Here is an 18,453-nt window from a genome sequence, read left to right as displayed (position 1 = left end):
GATTAATCGCTGCCAGACGTACCCTCTTCAATGGGATTGCGCATCCGGCGGCGCAGGATGGGCCCAATAATATAGGGCAGGATCAAGCCCAGACCGGCAAAGACCCACAGGCCAATGGCCAGGCCGCTGTTCCATAGTATGGTCCAGTCACCGTCGGAAATATCCATGGCATGGCGCAGGTTCTTTTCCATCTCCGGCCCCAGTAACAGGCCGAGGATGATCGGCACCAGGGGAATCTCAAGCTTGCGTAACAGATAACCGGCAACGCCAAAGATCACCATGAAGTAGAGATCGAAGACGGTATTGCTGATCGAGTAGATGCCGACAAAGGCAATCATGGTAACGATCGGCAGCAGGTACATGGGGGGTACCGACAGCAGCTTGACGAAGATTCCCACCATCGGAATGTTCAGGATCAGCAGCAGGAAGTTACCCACCAGTAGGGCAGCAATCACGCCCCAGACGATATCGGCGTTCTGGGTAAACATCAGCGGGCCGGGGGTGATGTTCAGCGAAATCAACAGCGCCAGCAATACCGCCGTCGTCCCGCTACCCGGCACACCCAAGGTCAACATGGGCACCAGCGCGCCGCTTGAAGCGCCGTTGTTACCGGCCTCAGGACCTGCAACACCGCGAGGATCCCCCTTGCCGAAGTAGCCTTTCTTGCCGACGACTTTCTTCTCCAGGGTATAACCGATAAAGCTACCTAGCGACGCACCGGCACCCGGCAGTACGCCAGCGATGAAACCCAGGACCCCACCACGCAAGCTCGAAGGCAGGATCTCACGGATATCCTTCCACTTGAGCGAGAGCTTGTTGACCGCCATTTTTTCCTTGCCACCACCGGCCTTCTCTTCGATGAAGAACAACAGCTCGGAAATGGCGAACAGGCCCACAATGGCAATGATGAAATCCACGCCTTCGTAGAGTTCCAGCGTTCCAAAGGTAAAGCGCTGCACGCCGGTGGAATCGATACCCACCGTGGCAATCATCAAACCGATGGCGGCTGCCACCACGGTCTTCATCGGATTCTTGCCGGTAATACCGCCCAGGGTTGCGAACGCCAACAGGAACAGCGCGAAATACTCGGCAGGCCCGAAGGTCAGGGCGAATTTTGCCAACAAGGGGGCCAATATAATCAGGCCTATGGTGGCCACCAGGCTACCGATAAAGGACGCCACGGCAGAGATCGCCAACGCCTCGGACGCCTTGCCCTGTTGTGCCATCGGGTAGCCATCGAGACAGGTCATCATCGCCGGTTCGTCACCGGGAATATTGAGCAGTATCGAGGAAATGCGCCCGCCATACATCGCCCCGGCATACACCGACGTGAGCATGATAAGGGCGGTTTCCGGCGCCAGGCCGAGGGTAAAGGCCAGCGGGATCAGGATCGCCACCCCGTTGGCCGGGCCCAGGCCTGGCAAGGCACCGATCAAGGTGCCCAAAAAGGCACCGATCAGTGCAAACATCAGGTTATGGGGCTGCAGCGCGACGCCAAACCCGTCCATCAAGAAGCCAAGCGTTTCCATTAGCCCACCTCCAAGAACGACAATATGCCTAGCGGTAGCGCCAGATCAAGGGCATAGCTGAATACCAGGTACACCACCACACCGGAAACCGCTCCGGTGATATAGGCCTTGACCGGACGTGAGCCCATGCGCCAGCAGAGGGTGCCCACAGCCAGGGCCGTGCTGATGATGAAGCCTAGCGGTTGCAGCAACATGGCATACAGGATCAGCACGACCACCGCAACGATCAGCTCGATGCCGGTACGGCTCCATGGCCAGGCATTATCCGGGTCCGGCCGTACGACCATGTACAGACTGGACAGCCCCAGGACGACGGCCAGTAAAAGAGGAAAAGTATCGGGCCCGACCGCCTCGGACCCGCCAAAGGGTTCTTGAAACTGGGTGGCGCCCCAGCCGTACGCGACGGCCAGGACGATCATCAGGATCCCAAAGATACGATCGTTGAAAACCATTACTGAATCAGCCCGATATCCGTGGACAGTTGTTCGATATCTTTGATCTGTTCTTTAACGAAGGTCTCGAACTCACCGGCGCTCATGTGGAAAGGCATCAGGCCATTCTGCTGCATGACGTTCTTCCACTCGTCGCTGGCATAGATGGTATCCATGGCATCGACCCAGTACTGCTTGGCCTCGTCAGAGATATCCGCCGGCATATAGAAGCCGCGCCAGTTGGGGCCCAGCGCATCAATGCCCTGCTCTCGTGCGGTGGGGATATCGGACAGGTCGCCGGGCAGGCGCTCTTCCGACAGTACCGCGAGCACCTTGAGATCACCCGACTCCATGAAGCCTTGAGCCTCGGTAATATCGCCGGTGAACGCTTCAACGTGGCCGCCGATCACCTGGGTCAGTGCTTCGCCGCCATTGTTGTAAGACAGGTAAGCGATGCGGGGCAGGTTCTCGACCTCGGCCGCCTGAGCCGCGATCAATACCTTGAGGTGATCCCAGCCGCCTTTGGCGCTACCGCCTGCAAACTTGACGCTGCGTGGATCCTCTTTAAGGGCATCCATCAGCTCATTGAGGTCATCGTATTCGGAATCGGCGGAGACGGCGATGATGCCATAGTCAGCGCCCAGCGCCCCGATCCAGTTGACCATATCCGCGGTCATGTCAGGGAACTGGCCCTGAGCAAGGCGGGTCGTAGTGGCCGTGGATGCCGCGACGAGAAGCTCCTCATCCCCGGCACGCTTGCTGATGGTATGACCGTAGGCCACACCGCCACCGGCACCGGCCATATTGATGGTCTGAACGTTACCCGACACCAGGTCGAGCTCCTGGAGCACGTTACCGACACTACGGCAGGTAAAGTCCCAGCCGCCGCCAGGGTCAGAGGGGGCGATACACTCGACTTTACCTTCCGGTTCGAAGGCAGCGGCAGTACTGGAAAAAGTCGTCATCGCGGCCAGCGGCAGAGCCAGCAGCGTTACGTACTTCAAGGAAGACTTGAAAGTCATAGCGTTCTCCACGTTTTGATCTGTTGTTGTAGTGATGCGTATTGTCTTGATGCATAGCGCTTCACGCTGTGAACGTTAGAAGAAGGCAGACCCGTGTGACAAGCTTGTGAACATTAAGCACAAAAAATTCATTCCGCGCATTGTGTTCATTTTGTTCACGGCGCTAACAGGACTTTTTCAAGTTCACTGTTTTAAAGGGCTTGTTTTAAGGACCTAGTTTTAGCGCCTGGCTAAAGGTCCGCCAGCCAAGCGTTGGCATCGGCCCGCAAACGGTAGCGGCGTTCGGGTCTCCCTACATCACCATAGCCCAATTCGGCGTCTACCACGTGCACTGAGACCAGAAACTCTAAATAGCGGCGTGCGGTGGAACGGCTTGCGCCCATACCCCGTGCCACCTGGGTGGCAGCCAACGGCTGATGCGCTTGCTTGAGTGCTTCAACCACCGACCGTAACGTCAGACGGTCGATACCTTTTGGCAGGCTTCGCCCACTGGGGGCATTGGGTTCAACGGGCTTTGCGCGAGCCAGCACCTGGTCAAGCTCGGCTTGATTCATCTCGGCGCGGCTGGCCAATGCCTCACGCTCACGGCGAAAACGCGCCAGCATCTGCTGCATACGACCGGCTTCTATGGGTTTGATAAGGTAGTCAAAAACGCCGCCGCGCAGCGCCTCGCTGATGGTATCCACCTCACGGGCAGCGGTCACCATGACAATATCCACCTGGACGTAATCGCGACGCAGCGCCCAAAGCAGCTCCAGCCCTTCCACATCGGGCAGATAAGCATCCAGCAAAATCAACTGCACGTGCTGGCCTTGCTCGGCCATCAAGGCATTGGTTTCAGCGGCGTTGCGGGCCATGCCGACAACATGAAAACCCTCGCTTTGCTCGATAAAAGCGCGGTGGATATCAGCAATGCGAAAGTCGTCTTCTACCACCAAAATACCGTACTCGTGCGCCGACATAAGGCTTCCTTTAACCGAATTACAGGCCATTAGTTATCATTGTAAGAATCTGCGCCGGCTAGCTTATCACGGACGATGACGCGTCAACGTCGGCACATAGCGAGCGGTCCAGCACCGCGATAAAGCAGGCACCACCGAGTTCGCTGTCTTCCAGGGTGACCGTGCCGCCATGCTGGCGACAAAGCCGTGCCACAAGCGCAAGGCCCAGCCCTTGATGCTGGCCGGTTTTGGTCGAGAAGCCCTCGCTGAAAATCGATTCGACATGGTCAGGAATAACGCCGGGCCCGTTATCCTCCACTTCAATGAGCAATTGCTCGCCCAGGTCGGTGAAAAACAAGCGCACACGCGGTGGGTCGTTCGGCCCATGCAAGGCTGCGTAGCAGGCGTTATCCAGCAGGTTGCCCACCACGCTCATCATCACTTCCTGCCCGGTGGGGGTTAACGGACAGCCAAGCGAGCTTTGTTCGTCAATCTCAAGCGTCACGCCGAGCTCCCTGGCTCGGGTCAGTTTACCCATCAGGGTGCCGCTCAAAACGGTATCGGCGACGTGACGCATTAAGAAGCTCATCTGCGCCTGAGCGCGCTTGGTTTCCTGGTGAATCAGCGTCAGCGCTTCATCAATGCGTTCGAGCTGCAGCAAGCCGGAAATGGTGTAGAGCTTGTTGGAAAACTCGTGCGCCTGGGCACGCAGCATGTCGACATCCCGGCTGGCCTGGGTCAGCGCCTGGGAAAGATCGACAATTTCCCGGCGGCTGCGGAACGTCGCCACGGCCCCCTCGATCTCGCCCTCGTGGATGATCGGCACGCGGTTCACCACTACCGGATGATCGCCCAGCCACATTTGCTGGTCGAACTCCTGCTGACCGTACTTGAGCACTTCCTGGAGCCTCGAGTTGGGAACCACCTCGCGGATCGGCTGGCCAAGCAGAATATGTTCGTCGGCCAACCCCAGGAACCAGCGAGCCTGCTGGTTCACCAGCGTAATCTGGCCTTCGCGGTTCACCGCCAGGATACCCTCGTGTATCGATTGCAGAATGGCCTCTTTCTCCATCGCCAGGCGGGCAATTTCGTAGGGTTCCAAGCCTAGAATAACGCGTTTCAGGTGCTGGGAAAGCCAGTAGGCACCGGCAAACCCCAGCACGATCATCAGCGCCACCAGCGTCCAGCCCAGGCTGTTATAGCGGGCGATGTCCATTGCGACGCGGTCAAGCATGAAACCAACCGAGACGATGCCGATGATATTGCCTGCTTCATCGCGCACCGGGGTTTTACCGCGCATGGCGGAACCCAGGGTGCCGGTCGCTTCCGACACATAAGACTCGCCGTTTTCAAGCGCCCGGGCATTATCGCCGCCCACCATGGTCAGGCCGATACGCTCGGGTACCGGATGCGAATAGCGCACGCTCTGGTTATTGCCGACCACCACGTACCGCGCGCCGGTTTCGCGACGCACGCGTTCGGCCAGCGGCTGTATCACGCTGGCAGGATTTTCATCGTCAAAGGCATCGATCAGTTCGGGCATCGAGGCCACCGTCTTGGCCACCGCCAGGGCCCGCTCCCCCATTTGCGTGCTGATGATCTCGGCTTTACGGTGATTCAGGTAGGTACCTTGTGCCAATAGCATGCCCGCCAGCAACAGGCCGACAAGCAGCATGACCTGAAGGCGAAAGCTGCGCTTGTACCAGCGCCGCCTGGAGCGCGTTCGACGCCAGCGCTGCAGCTCAGCTAATGTTTTGTTCGGGCGGGAGGATGGCATGACGGCACTCACAAGCGGTAACGGCCTCATTATGGCATGCGCACGCAGAGGGCGTTAAACTTCGCTGCTTTGGGCAACTTGACGGGTAACAGGCCTTGCACTGCCAGATCAGGGAGAGCGGTATGCTAGCGAAGGATTGGGGAAAGGGAGTTGTCATCCTCCTGGGTATTCTTTGGAGCGCGTCAGCCGTCGCCAGCCCCTTTTATGCCCCTGACCCTCCGTCCGACGATACCCCCGTTTTCAGCGGCGACTCTGAATTGGGCTACAACCGCCTGACGGGCAATACCAACAGTGAAACGCTCATCGGCAAAACCCGCTTGCAATGGTTGACGGGCGACTTGACCCACTCGCTGCGCGGCGAGGTGCGCCACGTCAGCAAGGAAGACGACACTGCCGCCGAACAGTACCTGCTTGCGGCCCGCGAACGCTACGACTTCAGCGGGCCACATTACCTGTTTGGCTTTGCCCGCTGGGAAAAAGACCGCTTCGCCGGTTACGACCAGCAGCTAAGCGCCATTGGCGGCTACGGACGGCAGATCCTCGACAACGACCGTCATACGCTGTCGCTGGAAGCCGGCCCCGGCTATCGCCACGACCGGCTTCGCGAACACGGTAATGAACGCCTGGGCGTTGCCTATTCGGCCATCGATTATCGCTGGGAATTTGCCGACTACGCCGATATCCGTCAGGAAGCGTCGGTGGAATACACGCGCCAGAATGTCACCTCCCGATCCCTCACCGCCCTGACGACACGACTGAACTCAAAACTTTCGCTACGCCTCTCCTACGAGATCAAACACAATTCAGAGCCCCCTGACGATGCCGACAAGCGCAGCGACACCACCACCAGCGCGTCGCTGCTTTTCCACTGGTAATGCACCAAAATGCAGCAACCGACGTTAGACGTTGGTCTATAAAGACGGTACAATGTGCACAGTTTCCTGTCCTAGCGCCATTCCATGAATGGCGCTTTTTTTTGCGCCCACTTTTCAACGCGGCAAGCTGTTAAGTTTGACAGACCATCTTGCCCAACCCCACAACGGACTCTCATGACGACACAATCAACTCAAGACGTGGTGCCACCTAGCGGTCTACGCGCCCTCGGTGACCCTCTGGTGCTGCTGCTCAGCATCGGCTTTATCGTGGCCTTTGTTGGCCTATCGCTTTACGACGTCGACCTCGTTGCCAACAGCATCAGTACCGGCTTTGCCTGGACGGCACGGGTATTTGGCACCTACTTTCAACTGCTGCTGATCGCCACCTTCTTCATTGCCATTGGCCTGGCCTTTACCCCCGCCGCCAACGCCAAAATCGGCAACCTCGATGCGCCGGAAATGAGTACTTTCAAGTGGCTATCGATCATTCTGTGCACCTTGCTGGCCGGGGGTGGGGTGTTTTTCGCGGCAGGCGAGCCGATCTATCACTTTGTGGTCACTCCTCCCGCCTTTGACAGCGAGGCGGGCACACCAGAAGCCGTGGCGAACGCCCTCGCCCAGTCATTTAACCACTGGGGCTTCCTGGCGTGGGCAGTCCTCGGGTCGCTTTCGGCGGTGGTGCTGGCGCATGCCCACTATGTGAAAGGCCAACCGCTTCAGCCGCGCACCCTGCTGTATCCGGTATTTGGCGAGCGCCTGCTACGTGGGCCGCTCGGCGGCATTATCGATGCCTGCTGCGTGATTGCCCTGGTGGCAGGCACCGTAGGGCCGATCGGCTTCCTGGCGACCCAGGTCAGTTTTGGTCTACACGAACTCTTTGGCCTGCCGGAAGGCTATACCGGCCAGCTGATCATTCTTGCGGCGCTGGGCAGCATTTACGTTCTGTCCTCGATGAGCGGTGTCCATAAAGGCATTCAATTACTCAGCCGGTTCAACGTTCTGCTGGCGCTCACGATTGGTGCAGTCATCTTTATCTTCGGCCCGACCCTGTTCCTGACCAACAGCTATGTGGCGGGGATGGGCACCTATGTGGGCGAGTTCTTCACCATGGCGACCACCACGGCGGACACCGCGCCCGACTGGTGGATGCAGTGGTGGACGGTGTTCTTCTTTGCCTGGTTTATCGGCTATGCGCCTCTGATGGCGATTTTCGTGGCGCGCATTTCCCGTGGCCGCACCATTCGCCAGATGATTGTCGCCGTCGCCGTTATCGCGCCGATTGCCACCAGCGTGTGGTTTACCCTGCTCGGCGGCTCGGGCATCTACTATCAGCTCAGCGGTGCCATCGAGCTGACCGAAGCGCTGAACAACTTCCAGTTTGACGTGGCCACGCTGACCGTCGCGCAAGCACTGCCCGGCGGCACCTGGATGGCGTTGGCGATCTTGCTGTTAACGACCATTTTTGTGGCAACTACCGGCGACTCGATGAGCTACGCCATCGCCGTTGTGGGCGCCGGTCATGATGACCCCAACCCTTACATCCGCGCCTTCTGGGGGATCGCCATGGCTCTGATGGCGGCGATATTGCTCAACATGGGCGCCGGACAGATCAGCGCGCTACAGCAGTTTATCGTGATCACCGCCATTCCCGTGTCGCTGATCCTGCTGCCCACGTTATGGCATGGCCCAAAGGCTGCTTATGCCATGGCGCGGGAGCAGGGCATTATCGAGTAGCGCATCAAGTGCCAGGCAGCGAGCAACGCTGCTTGGCAATTAAAGTCGCGCTTTGATCCATTCAGTAAATGATTTGACCTTATGCAGATCCGCCATGTGTTCTGGGTAGGCCATATAGTAAGCATCCTGGCTGTTGAGTGAGAACGGCCAGGGAATCACCAGTTTCCCCTCATCAAGCTCTTCTTGAGCAAGAAATCGCGGCACTAACGCGACACCACACCCTGCTCGCGCGGCTCTTAGTGCCATATAAAAGGTGTCAAACCTTGGCCCGTGGTAGCTATGCTCGGTATATAGGTTCTGGGCTTCAAACCAGTCGTGCCAGGCTTCCGGGCGCGTCGATACCTGCAACAGGATCATCCTGGTGAGCGCGAGCGGGTCATTGACATCGGTTTGCTCCATCACCCCAGGCGCGCAGACAGGCACGACTTCCTCATCCAATAACTTGACGCATTCGGCACGCGGCCATACCCCATGGCCAAAAAAGAAGGCGATCAGCACACATTGGGGAATGCGCTTTTGGAGTTATTGTTCAACATGGCTCGGCCCTAGAGAGAGTCTACCCCTTCGGCATTGGCTCTGAACGGCAGGGAGGGATAGGGTTGCTGCGCAGAGGGTGGAGCTGCCACCCCAAAGCGCTGTTCGATATCGCCCATTTCCACAAATTTTTCGCCGCGCTGGTAGGCGGCACGCAAGTGCTCACTCAGCTCACTCACGGCTTGGGAAGGCTTGGCCCATTGGGATTTGGGTAAGGGCTTCGACCACTCTGCCAGCCAGTCACTGGGCACGGCCTTGGGCAGAATATGTTTCATGCGGTACTCGGTGTACCAGTGAGCAAAGCGGGCATGCTCCCACAGGCGCTTGCGCCTAAAGCGCCGCCAGCGAGCCATATCATTGGTGCGTTTACATTCGGCTTTTTCACGCGCCACGTAGGCCTCGTAACATTCGACGCCCCACTCCCGGACGGAAGGAGTAATGGCCTCGGCGCCTTCTTCCATGAAGCGTCGAAGGTACTCCCACTGGGCCAGTGCCCCTGGCAGCCCGCCCACACTGACGATGATGCCCGCCCCAGGCAGAGTGTAGCCTGGGCGCTCTGGGTCCGGGGGCAGCAGCGCAAAGTTCCAGCCAAAACCGGTGATCGCCCCCGGCCCTAAACTAGGGTTGAAACCACACACCGCTACCACCTCTTCCCAAGGCACCAGTACCGTACGACGCTCGCGCTTGCAGAATCGGCAGATGAGATCGTAGATAGAGGGATAAACAAAGAGAAAAGCCATGGAGGACGTATGGATAACGAAGACTGTCAGCGGAAACAAATCCTCGGCACCTCGAAGCCACTCGCCTAAGTCCACCACCACAACCAACCCACTCCCCATAGCGATCGCCCCTACGATAGAGACTACCCATAGATTTTGAGGAGCAGGAAGCCAAAAGCGGCCAGGAGGATCGACCACAAAAGCTACTTCACGGCGTTGGCGATGCAAGCGTATAGGGGGCATACGCTTGAGTAGCGTATTCATCCAGACAATGCTGAGCATAAACACAAACAGGAAGCCTGTATAAAGCCCTCCCCCCCAACCGATAAACACCATGTTGTACAAAGAATTTTTGGCAACCGCTATCATTAAAAGCAGTAAGCCAAAGCCACTCATAAACAGCGTTAAACCACTTAATATATGCCCCGCCGTCATCATGCTATCTGGGCTTGCTCCCTGGCGAATATCCATGGTGGCTTCATCGTGGCGCACATCAATATGGGCCACATCGCCGGCGTACTCACTATTGACCGGTAACGGCAAGGGGCTCAGGCAGTACTGCTCGCCCCCGGCGCGGCTTTCCCGTTCACCCGCCCGCATGGGGGGCAACGCTTTCTTGGGCGTTGTTTTAAACATGTGGTGATTATGCCCTCTCCGCCTTCGCGCGGAATGGAAACGACGGGTAAGGGGCCTGTGCAGCAGGTGGGGGGGCTATCCCAAAGCGCTGTTCGATATCGCCCATCTCCACAAATTTTTCACCGCGCTGGTAGGCGGCACGCAGGTGCTCACTCAGTTCACTCACGGCTTGGGAAGGCTTGGCCCATTGAGATTTGGGGAGGGGCTTCGACCACTCCGCCAACCAATCCTTGGGCACGGCTTTCGGCAGGATATGTTTCATGCGGTACTCGGTGTACCAGTGGGCGAAGCGAGCATGCTCCCATAGCCGCTTGCGCCGAAAGCGCCGCCAGCGGGCCATATCATTGGTGCGTTTGCATTCGGCTTTTTCACGGGCCACGTAGGCGTCGTACCATTCCACGCCCCACTCCTGGGCGGCAGGCGTGATGGCATCAGCGCCTTCTTCCATGAAGCGGCGAAGGTACTCCCACTGGGACAACGCCCCCGGCAGCCCGCCCACGCTGACGATGATCCCCGCCCCCGGCAAGGTGTAGCCCGGCCGCTCCGGGTCCGGGGGTAGCAGCGCAAAGTTCCAGCTAAACCCGGTGATGGCCCCCGGCCCCAGGCTCGGGTTGAAACCACACACCGCCACCACGTCTTCCCAGGGCACCAGTACTGTGCGGCGCTCGCGCTTGCAGAGTCGGCAGATGAGATCGTAAAGAGGGGGATACACGAAGAAAAAGACAAACCCACCCACATGCATCAGCAAAAAGCCAAAAGGAAACCCCTCACGCGCCCCGCGCAGCCACTCGCCTATTTCAATGGTGCCCATAAACCCAGAGGCAGTCACCGCCAAGCTAGCCGTCGAGGCGAGCCAAAGATTGTGCGGGACAGGCAGCCAGAAGCGACCGGGCGGATCGACTACAAAGGCCACTTCCCGGCGCTGGCGATTCAAGCGAATGGGCGGCATTCGCTTGAATAACGTATTGAGCCAGAGAATTGCCAGAGTAAATACAAATAGAAAAGAAAAATACCCCCCCCCCACCCATGCGGCGGCTAACTGCGGGTCAGGAGGGAAACCACCGATGCCTATCCATACAATCAGGAAGAAAGCCATCATGAATACAACCCCTACACTCAGCATATGCCCCGCCGTCAGCATGCTATCCGGGCTAGCCCCCTGGCGAATATCCATGGTGGCTTCATCGTGGCGCACATCAATATGGGCCACATCGACGGCGTACTCACTATTGACCGGTAACGGCAAGGGGCTCAGGCAGTACTGCTCGCCCCCGGCGCGGCTTTCCCGTTCACCCGCCCGCATGGGGGGCAACGCTTTCTTGGGCGTCGTTTTAAACATGCTTCATCCTTGTTCAGAGTGCCCAGGGGGTCAGCGGCATGCTGGGCCAGGTGCCTAATTTAACGCTACTGAAAAAACTGTCCGTCAGGGCTTCGACAGGACGCCATTCGCTGGAAAGGGAGCGGCCACGGCGATGCAACTCGTAAACCTGGTTGGAGGATGCGCCGTTGAGCCGCAGGCGCACCACCAGCCGCACAAAGTAGAACTGGCTCAGTACTTCAGGCGCAAAGTGATAGGTGACCCCTGCTTCTTGCCTTTCCGTGGCCTGATGTGAATAGGCCAGCACGTCCTGGGTAAGCTCCTGGTGATGGCCGCCCATGGGAACGCCCCACAGGCCAAACGAGAAATTTTCCTCATCGGGTGATTGGCCGCCCGGCAGGGTCACCCGGAATGCGAGATCGCTGGGAGCAGAGCCAGGCCCCGGGCCTGCATGGGCTGCGGCTACCCCTTGTCGCTCTACCACGGGATCACTGCCGCTCAGTTTGCCCAGTTCCTGCTCGTGTTCTTCCAGCCCCGTATATTCTCTTTTCAGCCCCCAGCAGGAACGCTGGCACCATTGCTGAACCGGGCTTAGCGAAAAGCGGCTGGCCAATAAATCTCCCACCACCAGCAGCAAGGTGCTGGCCGCAACGAACCAGCCAACAGGCCCGGCAAACTTAAGCAATAACAGCCGCCACTGTGCCGCAGGGGCACCTAATATTTTGCCAACAAGTCCCATACCGCCCAAGAAGGTGCCACCCAAGGCTGTCCCTGACGCTCCTACCAGCGCCACTTGGGTGGCTAAGCGCTCCGCCTGTGTCTCTGCTCGCCCAAGCTTCTGAGCCTGACGAATCGATTCAAAAACGCCCGAGGCACCACCAACCAGAGCAACAGCACTCATTGCTTTATTTGCCACTCGCGCCCAACGCTCCAACTGGGCAGGACTACCTGCTGCTGCCCTCAGTTCAGCCTGAGCGACTTGTTGAAAGGCACGCCCTTCATACAGCTTGCGGTGACGGGCATCGACTAACATCTCTCGTATAGCCATCAGGGCTGCAGCAGTACCAGAGCCTTGAGCACCAGTATTACCAAGATGTTCTAGGAACCGCTCATGGCCTCGACCTGCCTGCATCAATTCTTTCATTGCCACGCATGCCGCAATAGCCCCCAAGGCCGACAAACTGCCGTTTACCAAGACACCTACCGCTCGCGCTACCGATACATCGTTCTGCTCGTTACGTATCAATGTATCCAGCGTGCTGCGCATCGTCTCACGGGGCTGGTGGGCAAGCTCCTTGAGCGCAGTGCGCTCCGCCAGCGCGGCACGGGTAGCCGCCTGGCTCAAGCCACCCACTTTCAACGCATGCGTACCGTTTTCATTGGCAGGAAAACTATGTTCTGCCAGTTCGTCCAACGCCTCGCTGATCAACTGCTTTTGCTGGTTGATTTCCGAGGCTTTGTTGCGGATATTGTGGGCGTGGTATTGGTCAGCGGCGCGGCGATGGGCTTGGCTTGCACCTCGTCTGGACGCTTGTTGCATCTGTGCATCACGCTCCTGATAATAGCGCTCCATCTCTTGCTCCAGCCGCTGGAGCTGTGACAAGGAGCGCTCTGACTGGCTGACCGCCTGCTGCAATTTGCCCAGGACCGCTTGGTCAGGTATTTCCCAGCCCGCTTCCAGCAGCCCCAGGCGCTCGACAAACATCAGCCGCTGACCTTCGGGTAACATGCCTGCCAAATTAGCAAAGCGTTGCGGCAGCTCCAGTTGTTGCGCTTTCTCCAGCAGGGTCTTGACCACTGCCTCGCCCAGCATCTTCTCCTTGAAATAGACCTCACCTGCAATGTCGGCAACGGTTTCATCGGCGAGACCCGCCATACTGCGGAAACGCAGCCCGGTTTGCTGCTCAAGTGTGCTACGCCACTCCTGGTAACTGCTGAGCGCACCTGAAGCCGCCATCAGGGCCGCTAGCTGGGTCAAGGCTTTCTGAGTGCCATCCGATTCACTCAAATAGCGTTCGATAAAGGTTTCGGTGGGCTGGTAGTGGAGCAAGTGCGCCGCAGTGGGCGCGCTGCCCATATAGTGCTGAGCGAGGAAATCACCCTGACCGCACAACGCCAGGGTTTCGTGAGCACACTGTTCCAACTTGCAGGTAAAGCTGATATGCAGTTCGTCTTCTTTATCCAGCAAGAGTGCATAGTGGTGCCATGCCGGTAATAGGACTGCCAAATCTTGCCCGATGGCTTGGTAAGCCGTTTGCCAGGTCTCTTCAAGCGCGTGGACATACGCTAAAAAGTCTTCCAATTCCTGCCGACGAATGACATCCACGATGCCATTGGGTGCCCAAGCATAGTGCCCACCAATCACTTCATTGAAATGAGCCTGCTCACTTTGCTCGACAAACGCTTTTACGGATTCAGCGTTCGTGCCTAGGTTGCCCGCTATCTGCTGGCTGAGTGCGTCGATATCGTTCTCGATAGGTTGCAAGGCGTTGCCGATCACGCCACGATGGCCGCCGGAACTGCGGGTTACCTCCTCTTCCCTTTCACGGTGTTGCTCGTACAGGTCGGCCAGCTCACGAAGATCCGCCTGGTCATCACTGTCAGCATTGCCTAACCATTCAGGAATATTGCCCTGGCCTGCATTGGCCGCATGAGGGGCAAAATCGAGGGTCATCAGGCCATCAATCGTGCGCGCCGCAAAGGTCTCGGTTTGATACTTATCGTGCCAGTTGCCTTGCTGGTCGGCCAGTTGGGCCCATGCCTGGGTCAGGTCCTTGATGCGTCCCGGAATGTCTTCGACGATCAAGAGGGCGCTGTCGTCGCGATACGTCTCCCCAATGGCAGCGTTGATCCCTGCGGCAGTGGTCATTTGCCACTCCTGCGGTTGGCTCTCGGCATCACACCAGCCATAACGGCCCGTCTCCAGCGCCGTGTCGTCGGACGTCATGTCGGGAGCGGGAGGTATGTCCTGATGCTCACCATGGGCATCGGCGAGCGCTTCCTCGAGGCTATCGGGATCGAGCAAATGAGCGGTGCCATTACCCGGGCAATACGCGCCGATGTTCACCCGCATCATGACATGGGAGCGGAATGCTTCCTGCCGGAGCATGGAAACGTGCAGCGGCGTCAGTTCCAGCGGGCTGAACAGAACCTGTAAAGTACCTTCCCGCTTGATGATGATGGGGTCGCCACTGCCATCGGGCTCTACTTTAAAGACTTTAATGTCCTCCGGTGACAGGCTATGCACGAGGTAGAGCCAGCCGCTCCTGATAGGGCGAATGCCTGAAGGCCGAAAGTGCCCGCTGTAACACGGTGCGAACTCGGGAAACGTCTGGGCACGCTGGGCTTCTGGCGGTTCGACGATGGCGTAACGGACAGGCACTAACTGAAGGTCGCTACGGGTGATGGGGCAGGTGCCCATCGCCTGGCCTGGGTCGTTATCGGATTGGCTCTCGGCCACACGGCGCGCTTCGGCCATGCGCTGTCCGATGGGCAGTGTGGTGTTCATTGCCTGCCTCCTGTCAGCGGGGAAGTGCTTTCCAGCGCGGCCTGTTCGGCGGCTGCCGATGCGGCCAGTAAACGCTGCATGGGGGGTCGGCCATCCGGCTGTGTCAGGGGTGTCGCGATGTCCGGCATGGCGTCTTTATCCAGTGCGCGCTGGCCGTGTACCCCCAGAATATTGGCCAGGTGGAAGTGCGCTCGCCGCCCTGTGAAACCCAGCGATTCAGTCATTAGAGTGACATGCTCGGCTGCCGCCATCGCCGTGCCATACTCACGCAATAGCTGGCCATCACTAAAAAAGGTAGCTAGATGCTCGCTCAGTTCACGGCTGAAACGTTGCCAGTCGAGGCGACTGAACGTCTCCAGGTGGGCTTGCTGCAAGCGAAATCGCTCGCGGGGGAGAACATGATCAGAGCGCGTATTGGCAACGGCGTACCACGTCACGCTTCCATGGGCGTTAACGGGTATCCATACCTGCTGCATGGCGCCCATGAGCAGACTGCGCTCAGGATGGGGCTCGGCGTCCAGCAGGCCATGCATCACAGAGGGTTGGGAAAAGCAAAGTATTTGGGTACCTTCATGCGGATGCTCGACGAACAAGAGCCAGCGCAGATGCTGCAAGAGCTCATCGAAAGACGCCGAACTGGAAAACGCCCATCCCCAGCCCTGTCGGCCCCCCGTTGTGATAAACGTTTGCCATAAAGGGTCGTTAGGCGCTAACTGAACCAGGCAGGGTGACAGGCTACGGCACTCATGGAGTGGCGTACCTAAATAGAGCGGCTCATAGTGAGGGGACGCTATATGCTCGTATAGCCAGCGCTCCAGTGGCTGAAGCGTTACGCCATCCAGCAATAGATAGTGACTCAAGCCCGACTGACTTGTGATCGAAGGTGGCATTCCAATGCGTCTTTCCATGACTCATCTCTTTCGTCGATACCGCTGCTCTTCGATAGCCGTCACTGCCTGATCAGCGTTTTCGAGAAGCATTAGCATGGCCAAGAGACTGAGAGAATAACCGAGTGGGCAGGCAGGACAAGTGCACGTCGTAAAGTTTCAGAAATCTCTTACACGGTGTAAGAAATAGCTTACAAACCTTCCAGTAGCCGCAGAATCATCTGCGGCTGCTGGTTGGCCTGGGCCAAAATAGCGATGCCCACCTGCTGAAGGATCTGGGCGCGCACCAGATTTGAAACTTCCTTGGCGTAATCGGCATCCTGGATGCGCGACTGGGCGGCGGACGTGTTGATTATGTTGGTATTAAGCCCGTCAATCACGCTTTCAAAGCGATTCTGCACGGCGCCCATATAGCTGCGCTGACGGTCTACGCCCTTGATAGCGTCATCCAGGGTAGCTAGCGGACTGTCGGTGGCACTACCATCATCAAGCACGCTAAAGCCTTCCAGGCCCAGGGCCTGCAACCCCATTCCTTCAAAACGTACTGCGATGCTACTGCCATCGTTAGCCCCCACCTGGATGTTTAACGACTTTGACTCGTCAATCAGCCCTATGCCGTTGAAATTACTCTGCCCGGCAATGCGGTCAATCTCTTCTAAACGCTGATCGATTTCGTCTTGGATAGAGACAAGGTCGTCAGAAGAGTTGGTGCCGTTCGCTGCTTGAACGCTCAGCTCACGGATGCGTTGTAGGTTGTCGTTAATCTGATTGAGCGAGCCTTCCGCTGTCTGCACCATGGAGATGCCATCATTGGTATTGCGGATCGCCTGGGTCATGCCTTTGATTTGCGCCGTCATCCGGTTGGCAATCGCCTGGCCGGCAGGATCATCCTTGGCACTATTGATGCGCAGCCCGGAAGAGAGGCGCTGCATTGCGGTCTGCATAGCCTGCTGACTGCCGCGCAGATTGTTCTGCACGATTAGCGACATCAAATTGGTATTAAGGCTGAGCAACGCACGCCTCCAGGGAAGTTAGCCCGCCCGATTGATTGGCGGCTTCAAGGAGATTATCGGCCTGGAAGCAAAAATCATTAACACTTTTGCGAGATGGGGGTGCGGCCACTGTTCGCCAGCAGTTCATCAACGGGGACCCGTACGTAATCGTGGTCAAGATAACCCTCATCCACCAGCTCGCCATCCCAGGCGACAATGTCCAGGTCCATGGTCCGCGGCCCCGATTTGATCGGGCCGCGTACGCGCCCCAGACGGTCTTCCACACTTTTCAGGTAGTCGCGAAAGTCATCCATCGACAGGCGGGTGCGTACCAGCAAGGCGGCGTTGAGAAAGTTGGGCTGCTCTTGATAGCCGACCGGGGTGGTAACGATCTCGCGGGAGCGGGCAACCAGTTCACACTCCTGGCCAAGTATTGCCAGCGCCTCGGCCGCGTGGCGTTCGGGCTCTATATTGGAACCCAGGGAAATGACGCATTCGTGAAGCGAAGTATCGGGTTGGGCATACAAGCGTGACTGAGACATGGCTATCCATCCTTGATCGGGGGCACCGTTGGCTACTAGCCTAACGCTCCACATCGTTTGTGCAAGTACTGTACAATTTATTGACAAACGCTGCCCTCACGCAGACAGTCGTGTCATCCTGCACAGACTAAGTACCCTACCACGATGAGGATTGTTCAATGAGTACACCGGCCGCATTGGTCACCGGCGGCGCGACGCGCCTGGGTCGTCATTTTGCCGAATCACTGGCCGCCGCGGGCTATGATATCGCGCTGCACGTTAACCGCTCCCGGGATGAGGCAGAGGAAGTCGCCGAAGGCATCCGCGCAAAAGGTCGGGCTTGCGAGCTATTCAGCTGCGATTTCTTGCACGACGATGTGGGCCAACTGATCGAACAGGTTACACAGCGATTCCCCCAACTAAGTGTTCTGCTCAATAGTGCCTCCGCCTATACGCCCGCGCCCCTTGCCGAGACCGATCTGGAAATGCTGGAAACCCAGTTCCGGGTGAACCTGTTTACCCCACTGCTGTTAACCCGGCACTTCGCCAGCGCGGTCGATACGGGCCAGATCATCAATATTATCGACAACAAAGTGGCCTACCACCAATACCCCTACGCCGCCTATTTGCTGTCCAAAAAGAGCCTGGCAGAGATGACCCGCATGGCGGCGCTGGAATTTGCCCCGCGCATCCGGGTGAACGGCATCGCGCCGGGTGTCGTGCTGCCCGCCTCCCAGCGTACCAGCGACTACATTGACTGGCGCATCGACGGGATTCCCGTCAAGCAGCAAGGCGAACCCGACCATCTCGTGCAGGCGTTGCATTACCTGCTCAACAACGACTTTGTCGCCGGGCAGATTCTATTTGTCGACGGCGGCGAGTCGATCAATGTGGAAGGGCGTCACTCGGAAAACTACCCGGGGTAATACCCGTATCGAGTACCGAGATCAGCCCCTGATGATTGAACCATTTTCTCGGCAAGAATGGGGCACCACTCCCAGCAACAGCGTCGATCAAGGCGCTAGGCGC

15 protein-coding genes are annotated in these 18,453 nt (G+C 58.0%); 3 read left to right on the top strand and 12 right to left on the bottom strand.

The genetic code is table 11. The features are described from left to right. Window positions 1-2: 2 nt before the first annotated feature. From ADS46_RS13345 to ADS46_RS13325, 5 genes are all read right to left on the bottom strand, one after another. Window positions 3-1,529 carry a tripartite tricarboxylate transporter permease gene (locus ADS46_RS13345; protein WP_066320872.1) on the bottom strand — a complete coding sequence of 509 codons (1,527 nt, stop codon included), beginning with the start codon at window positions 1,527-1,529 and terminating at the stop codon, window positions 3-5. Beyond that, the gene (locus tag ADS46_RS13340) at window positions 1,529-1,981 is read right to left on the bottom strand and encodes a tripartite tricarboxylate transporter TctB family protein (protein WP_066320869.1); all 453 of its coding nucleotides are present in this window, start codon (window positions 1,979-1,981) and stop codon (window positions 1,529-1,531) included. Before ADS46_RS13340 ends, ADS46_RS13345 begins: the two co-directional genes overlap by 1 nt. Further along, a complete protein-coding gene (locus ADS46_RS13335) occupies window positions 1,981-2,982 on the bottom strand; it encodes a Bug family tripartite tricarboxylate transporter substrate binding protein (RefSeq protein ID WP_082926084.1) in 1,002 nt (333 codons plus the stop codon). Before ADS46_RS13335 ends, ADS46_RS13340 begins: the two co-directional genes overlap by 1 nt. Window positions 2,983-3,212: 230 nt before the next feature. Next, complete coding sequence (locus ADS46_RS13330; RefSeq protein ID WP_066320867.1) at window positions 3,213-3,944, bottom strand: response regulator; 732 nt, start codon at window positions 3,942-3,944, stop codon at window positions 3,213-3,215. Window positions 3,945-4,002: 58 nt separating this feature from the next. Next, entirely contained in the window at window positions 4,003-5,700 is a 1,698-nt protein-coding gene (locus ADS46_RS13325; RefSeq protein ID WP_066320866.1) for an ATP-binding protein, read from the bottom strand. A 122-nt stretch (window positions 5,701-5,822) separates the two neighbouring features. Between ADS46_RS13325 and ADS46_RS13320 the strand changes: the two genes are divergently transcribed. After that, a complete protein-coding gene (locus ADS46_RS13320) occupies window positions 5,823-6,575 on the top strand; it encodes a DUF481 domain-containing protein (RefSeq protein ID WP_066320865.1) in 753 nt (250 codons plus the stop codon). Between the two features lie 174 nt (window positions 6,576-6,749). Beyond that, complete coding sequence (locus ADS46_RS13315) at window positions 6,750-8,309, top strand: BCCT family transporter (protein WP_066320864.1); 1,560 nt, start codon at window positions 6,750-6,752, stop codon at window positions 8,307-8,309. 39 nt (window positions 8,310-8,348) lie between these two features. Here the strand turns inward: ADS46_RS13315 and ADS46_RS13310 are convergent, their stop codons facing one another. From ADS46_RS13310 to folK, 7 genes are all read right to left on the bottom strand, one after another. After that, window positions 8,349-8,807 (bottom strand): LysR substrate-binding domain-containing protein, encoded by a 459-nt coding sequence (locus ADS46_RS13310; protein ID WP_234346835.1) that lies wholly within the window; start codon window positions 8,805-8,807, stop codon window positions 8,349-8,351. Between the two features lie 47 nt (window positions 8,808-8,854). After that, window positions 8,855-10,198 carry a hypothetical protein gene (locus ADS46_RS13305; RefSeq protein WP_066320863.1) on the bottom strand — a complete coding sequence of 448 codons (1,344 nt, stop codon included), beginning with the start codon at window positions 10,196-10,198 and terminating at the stop codon, window positions 8,855-8,857. Between the two features lie 7 nt (window positions 10,199-10,205). Next, a complete protein-coding gene (locus ADS46_RS13300; RefSeq protein WP_066320862.1) occupies window positions 10,206-11,537 on the bottom strand; it encodes a hypothetical protein in 1,332 nt (443 codons plus the stop codon). Window positions 11,538-11,550: 13 nt separating this feature from the next. Continuing rightward, the gene (locus ADS46_RS13295) at window positions 11,551-15,024 is read right to left on the bottom strand and encodes a toxin VasX (RefSeq protein WP_199825236.1); all 3,474 of its coding nucleotides are present in this window, start codon (window positions 15,022-15,024) and stop codon (window positions 11,551-11,553) included. Further along, window positions 15,021-15,932 (bottom strand): DUF4123 domain-containing protein, encoded by a 912-nt coding sequence (locus ADS46_RS13290; RefSeq protein ID WP_066320860.1) that lies wholly within the window; start codon window positions 15,930-15,932, stop codon window positions 15,021-15,023. The genes ADS46_RS13295 and ADS46_RS13290 overlap by 4 nt, the downstream gene beginning before the upstream one ends. A gap of 170 nt (window positions 15,933-16,102) precedes the next feature. Continuing rightward, the gene (locus ADS46_RS13285; protein WP_066320858.1) at window positions 16,103-16,924 is read right to left on the bottom strand and encodes a flagellin; all 822 of its coding nucleotides are present in this window, start codon (window positions 16,922-16,924) and stop codon (window positions 16,103-16,105) included. Between the two features lie 77 nt (window positions 16,925-17,001). Beyond that, window positions 17,002-17,445, bottom strand: a complete 444-nt coding sequence (gene folK / locus ADS46_RS13280; RefSeq protein WP_066320856.1) for a 2-amino-4-hydroxy-6-hydroxymethyldihydropteridine diphosphokinase — start codon at window positions 17,443-17,445, stop codon at window positions 17,002-17,004. Between the two features lie 158 nt (window positions 17,446-17,603). Between folK and ADS46_RS13275 the strand changes: the two genes are divergently transcribed. After that, window positions 17,604-18,350 (top strand): SDR family oxidoreductase, encoded by a 747-nt coding sequence (locus tag ADS46_RS13275; protein ID WP_066320854.1) that lies wholly within the window; start codon window positions 17,604-17,606, stop codon window positions 18,348-18,350. Window positions 18,351-18,453 lie beyond the last annotated feature (103 nt).

This window comes from Halomonas sp. G11 (assembly GCF_001663515.1).
Taxonomy (GTDB): Bacteria; Pseudomonadota; Gammaproteobacteria; order Pseudomonadales; family Halomonadaceae; genus Vreelandella.
This window is presented reverse-complemented; position numbering and strand designations above follow the sequence as displayed.